The organism is Chloroflexota bacterium (assembly GCA_016197225.1).
Taxonomy (GTDB): Bacteria; Chloroflexota; Anaerolineae; order Anaerolineales; family VGOW01; genus VGOW01.
In genome coordinates this window covers 1-5349 of sequence record JACPWC010000092.1, presented here as the reverse complement: position 1 = coordinate 5349, position 5349 = coordinate 1, and the positions used below count along the sequence as shown (strand labels likewise).

Annotated in this window: 5 protein-coding genes; all 5 read right to left on the bottom strand. The window is 55.1% G+C overall.

Going from position 1 to position 5349, the window contains the following annotated elements; translation table 11 throughout:
- Positions 1-141 (bottom strand): elongation factor Tu (gene tuf, locus HYZ49_15990; protein MBI3243786.1); only part of this gene is annotated, 141 nt, incomplete at its 3' end.
- 33 nt (positions 142-174) lie between these two features.
- Positions 175-2256, bottom strand: coding sequence for an elongation factor G (fusA, locus tag HYZ49_15985; protein ID MBI3243785.1), 2082 nt, complete (start codon positions 2254-2256; stop codon positions 175-177).
- Positions 2257-2298: 42 nt separating this feature from the next.
- A complete protein-coding gene (rpsG, locus tag HYZ49_15980; protein ID MBI3243784.1) occupies positions 2299-2769 on the bottom strand; it encodes a 30S ribosomal protein S7 in 471 nt (156 codons plus the stop codon).
- A gap of 77 nt (positions 2770-2846) precedes the next feature.
- Entirely contained in the window at positions 2847-3290 is a 444-nt protein-coding gene (gene rpsL / locus HYZ49_15975) for a 30S ribosomal protein S12 (GenBank protein ID MBI3243783.1), read from the bottom strand.
- Between the two features lie 738 nt (positions 3291-4028).
- Positions 4029-5072, bottom strand: coding sequence for a PD40 domain-containing protein (locus HYZ49_15970; protein MBI3243782.1), 1044 nt, complete (start codon positions 5070-5072; stop codon positions 4029-4031).
- Between the last annotated feature and the right edge of the window lie 277 nt (positions 5073-5349).

Sequence of the window (5349 nt, the reverse complement as noted above, 5' to 3'; positions counted from 1 at the left end):
GTAGGCTTTGAACGACGCCAGTTTCTTCATCGCCAGGACTTTGGTGATGGCCGCCGTCAGGGTCGTCTTGCCGTGGTCAATGTGCCCCATTGTCCCCACGTTGACATGCGGTTTGCTTCTGTCAAATTTCTCTTTTGCCATTGCTGAGCCTCCTACGGTATCACGAATAAAAATTTATTTTTTGGTTTTGCCGGAGATGACCTCGTCGGCAACGTGCTGGGCGACCTGGGCGTAGTGATCGAATTCCATCGAATACACGCCCCGCCCTTGTGTCATTGAACGAATATCGGTGGCGTAACCGAACATCTCGGCCAGCGGCACTTTGGCCTGCACGGCCTGCACGCCATTACGCGGTTCCATGCCTTCGATGGTGCCGCGCCGGGCCGACAGGTTGCCGAGGACATCGCCCAGGTATTCATCCGGGGCGACGACTTCCACCTTCATGATCGGTTCCAACAGAACCGGCCCGCCCTTCATGACTCCGTCTTTGAACGCCATCGAGCCGGCCGTCTTGAAGGCCATTTCGCTGGAGTCCACGTCGTGTGACGAGCCGTCAATCAGGGTCACTTTCACATCCACCACCGGGTAACCGGCCAGCACACCGCCTTCGGCGGCTTCGCGAATACCCTTCTCGGTAGGGTTGATATATTCTTTGGGAATGGCCCCGCCCACGATTTTGTTTTCAAACAGGATGCCGGAACCCGAGGGCGCCGGCTCCATAGCCAGAACCACATGGGCATATTGACCGTGGCCGCCCGATTGCTTGGCGAACTTAAGATCAACTTTAGGCACGGCCCGGGTGATCGACTCGCGGTAGGCCACGCGTGGACGGCCTACGTTGGCCTGCACTTTGTATTCGCGCAACATGCGATCCACAATCACTTCCAGATGCAATTCGCCCATGCCGCCGATGATGGTCTGTCCGGTCTGATCGTCGGAGCGGACTTTGAAGGTGGGGTCTTCCTCAGCCAGCTTGCGCAGGGCTTCGCCCATCTTGTCCTGGTCCGCCGTTGACTTCGGCTCAATGGCAATGTGAATCACCGGGTCGGGGAAGGAGATGGCCTCCAACACAACCGGGTTCGCCGGGTCGCAGAGAGTGTGGCCGGTGAAGGTGTCTTTGAGAGCCAGCACCGCGGCGATGTCCCCGGCCAGCACTTCGTTCACATCTTCGCGGTGGTCGGCGTACATCCGGATCACGCGGCCAATGCGTTCGCGCTTGTCTTTGGTGGAGTTGAGGATGGTGGTGCCGGTTCGGATCGCGCCCGAATAGACTCGGAAATAAGCCAGGCGGCCTACGTAAGGGTCGGCCACAATTTTGAAGACCAGGGCCGACAACGGCGCGTTCTCGTCAACGGGCCGGGTTTCTTCTTCGTCTGTCTTGGGGTTGATGCCCTTCACCGCCGGAATGTCGAGGGGCGAGGGCAGGTAATCAATCACGGCATCCAGCACCGGCTGAACACCTTTGTTGCGGAGGGCGGAACCGCAGAACACGGGGAAGGTCTTGCCGGCAATCGTCGCCTTGCGCAGAGTGGACTTGAGTTGCTCGATGCCCGGCTCCTTGCCTTCGAGATACGCCTCCATTAGATGGTCGTCGTTCTCGACGATGTGCTCGACCATCTTGGCATGATACTCGTTGACCTGGTCAACCATGTCTGCCGGGACAGGGCCGTATTCCATGTTGCGCCCGCTCTGATCCGTCCAGCGGATGGACTGCTTGGTGAGCAAGTCAATTACGCCCTCAAACTTGGATTCAGCGCCGATCGGGATTTGCATCAGCACCGGGTTCGCACTCAGGCGAGTGCGGATCATGTCGGTCGAGCGGTAGAAGTCGGCGCCGGTGCGATCCATCTTGTTGATGAAGCAGATACGCGGCACGCCGTAGCGGTCAGCCTGACGCCAGACCGTTTCGGACTGCGGCTCCACGCCCTGCACTGCGTCGAAGACCACCACGCCGCCGTCCAGCACGCGCAGAGAGCGTTGCACTTCGGCGGTGAAGTCAATGTGTCCGGGGGTGTCAATTAAGTTGAAGAGATAGCCGTTCCACTCGGCAGTGACGGCGGCAGAGACGATGGTGATGCCGCGTTCGCGCTCCTGCTCCATCCAGTCGGTGACAGTCGTGCCGTCATCTACCGAGCCGATGCGATGAGTCTTGCCGGTGTAGAACAAGACACGCTCAGTGGTCGTGGTTTTACCGGCGTCAATGTGAGCGATGATGCCGATGTTGCGGGTTTTTTCCAGCGGATAATTACGAGCCATGATGCAAATCAGGTTTTTGTAGGGGCGTTCAATTGAACGCCCTTACCAGCGATAGTGGGCAAAGGCCCGGTTGGCCTCGGCCATCTTGTGTGTTTCTTCCTTCTTCTTCACTGCCGTTCCGGTGTTGTTGGCGGCATCCATGAATTCCCCGGCCAGTTTTTCAGCCATCGAGCGCCCGCCGCGAGTCCGCGCCCCGGCGATGAGCCAGCGCATGGCCAGCGACTGGCGGCGCTCCTGCGGCACTTCCATTGGCACCTGGTAGGTGGCCCCGCCGACGCGGCGGGGCTTCACTTCCACCGTCGGGGCGGCATTCTTCAGGGCCTGGTCAAAGACCTCTATCGCCGGGCGCTTGGCCCGATCTTCCACCAGAGCCAGCGCGTCGTAGATCACACCGGAGGCCACGCTCCGCTTGCCGCTGTACATCATGCGGCTGACGAACATCGAGATCACCGGGCTGTTGTACTTGATGTCTGGCAGAATAGGACGTTTGGATGGTTTGTTGCGTCGTGACATTTCAGATCTCCGCTCACAAAGACCTGCCAGGTTCTGGTGGCATTAACTGCCAAAACCTGACAGGTCGTTGAAAATTCTTATTTCTTAGCCGCCGCGGCCTTGGCTTCCTTGGGCCGCTTGTTGCCGTACTTGGAGCGTCCCTGGCGGCGGTTTTCCACGCCGGTGGTGTCGAGGGTGCCGCGCACGATGTGATAGCGCACGCCGGGCAGGTCCTTGACACGGCCACCGCGCACCAGCACCACCGAGTGCTCCTGCAAAGAATGGCCCTCGCCCGGAATGTAGGCCGTCACTTCGAGGCCGTTGGTCAGGCGGACGCGGGCCACCTTGCGCAGAGCCGAGTTCGGCTTCTTGGGCGTCTGGGTGCGGACGATGGTGCAAACGCCGCGCTTCTGCGGCGCGCCCTTCGGTTGCTTCATCCGGCGCTGTTTGTTCGAGTTAAGCGTATATTGCAAAGCCGGGGCTTTGCTTTTGCTCTTCTTGGTTTGGCGGCCCTTGCGAACCAGTTGATTGATTGTCGGCACTTAGCCCTCCCGTACTGCTTGTCTCGTCCGTGCTACTCGCGTGAGCGAGGCCACCGGATACAGCCACGGTGGCCTCGCTCAAGATATTCCAACTAGTATTCAGCTCGCGGCGCAAAAAGGGCAATGGCCGCGGGTTAGCTTATGTCAGCGGGTTGGGATTTTATCATGCCGATTTTGCCCCGTCAAGGGATTGTGAAAATTGAAATTTTATGGCCCTGGCACTACTACCACTGGCCCGTTAAAAGCCGACCCCATTGCCGATGCCCAATTTCCCAGTTTACTTGTCCAAGTGTAACCGCCATCAACAGAACTAAGAATATCCGTTGTGGTAAGTGCTCTGAATAAGCTATCGTGCCAGTTGAATCCTTTCGCGATACTTGCAAAAGTAAAAAGTTGGGCAAAGGTCGTGCCGCCATCAGTGCTGTAGTAAAAGAGGGTGCCATCAGTGGCAAAGAGAAATTGTCGGTTAACGGTTGAGGCCCCTATCCGTAGCCCAGTCTGCGGGCTCTGTGCCCAACCAGCAGGAGTGATGTTCGTCCAGTTCTGCTCACTATTAAAATGAGTTCACGGTTCTTGAATAAGGAACCAAGCCGGACGGGAGATAGACAAGCCCAACTGTATCTGATCGGTTCCGTTAGTGTTGCCCGCGACGATTGAATAAATCGAAGAAGATTCAAAGTTGCTGATTAACCAGGCAAGATGATGACCACTGGGTGACCACACCGGGCTGAAAGAGTCTTACTCAGCGTCAGGTGTGATATTGATTAAATCATCACCATCCACGCTTACAATGAAGATTTCATCCCGGCCACTCCGGTTGCTGGCAAAAGCTATACGCGTTCCGTCCGGCGACCAATCTGGATTCACATCTTTCGCTGGGCTAGGTGCTAATATCCGCGTTTCTCCTGTTTCAACATTGATAATGGCAATATCAGGCTCAGTATCTCCTATAAGAAAAGCAATCCAGCGGCTATCTGGCGACCACGCAAATGCGTTGAAAGGTGCTTCGAAATTTGTGAAGGGATCTTCGCCTTGCAGATATATTTGATCAACCAACATTCTTGCTTCTGAGCCATCAGGCCGGATAAGACACAAAGCGCCATGATTTTCTTTGTCATAATTAGATGGGCCAGAGTTTGTTTCACTCCTGAAATTTGCGAAAGCTATAAACTTGCCATCGGGCGACCATGAGGGATACAAATGGTGTTCTTGTAGATCGCCACACGAAGTCACATATTCAAGTTGCTGGGCGCCTATGTTCCAAATGAAAATCCTGTTTGCAGGAATTACGAAAGCACTGCTATCTGGCGCCCACGATACTCCAGCCAATGAGTTCCATTCAGGCAGGACCTCTGAAGTAGATTGAGATTCAATGTTGATAACAGATAGAGGGCTATAAATCTGAGACGCGGTAGGGACTTCGATAAAGGCACCAAAAGCCAGGTGCTTTCCATCAGGTGATGGTTTTATCGCACGAAGATGATTAGGAATCGCATCGGGGGGTAGAAGGGCAAGCTCTTCTCTGTCGCTCCCATCACTATTTATGAATACAGCAGACCGTCCTTCTTCAAACACTAACCGCTCTACTAACGCTGGTGTCGCGATCGGCGTCAGAATCTCAGTTGGTTCGGGCGTGGCTGTTGGTTTTGGCGTATTATCGGTCGGCGCGAGTGTAGCTGTGGGCGGCTCAGTAGTTGGCGTAGGCGCGAGCGTGGCCACACTACTGCCCTGGCAGGCTGTTAGCAGAAAGGCAAGAAGGAGAGAGAGCAATCGTTTGGCCATTTTATGGCGTCGAGGTAAGCGTAGAAGTTGATTGCGCTTGAGCTACAACGCGATTGGTATCGTTCAGCAAAATAATTAGAGGCACAATTACTACTAGCCTGAGCAATGCTAAAGCACGAAAAACTTTTTGTCCGCTGATCAAGTTTTCAAACATGGTTTCCTCATGATGAATAAAAATCTCGTTTTTGATAATTCAAGCCTCCCGTTTCGAGTAAAATTTTAGGGTTAAAGTTGAATTAGGTGAGTTATGCTGGGGTATATGATACCCCAGCTCCCC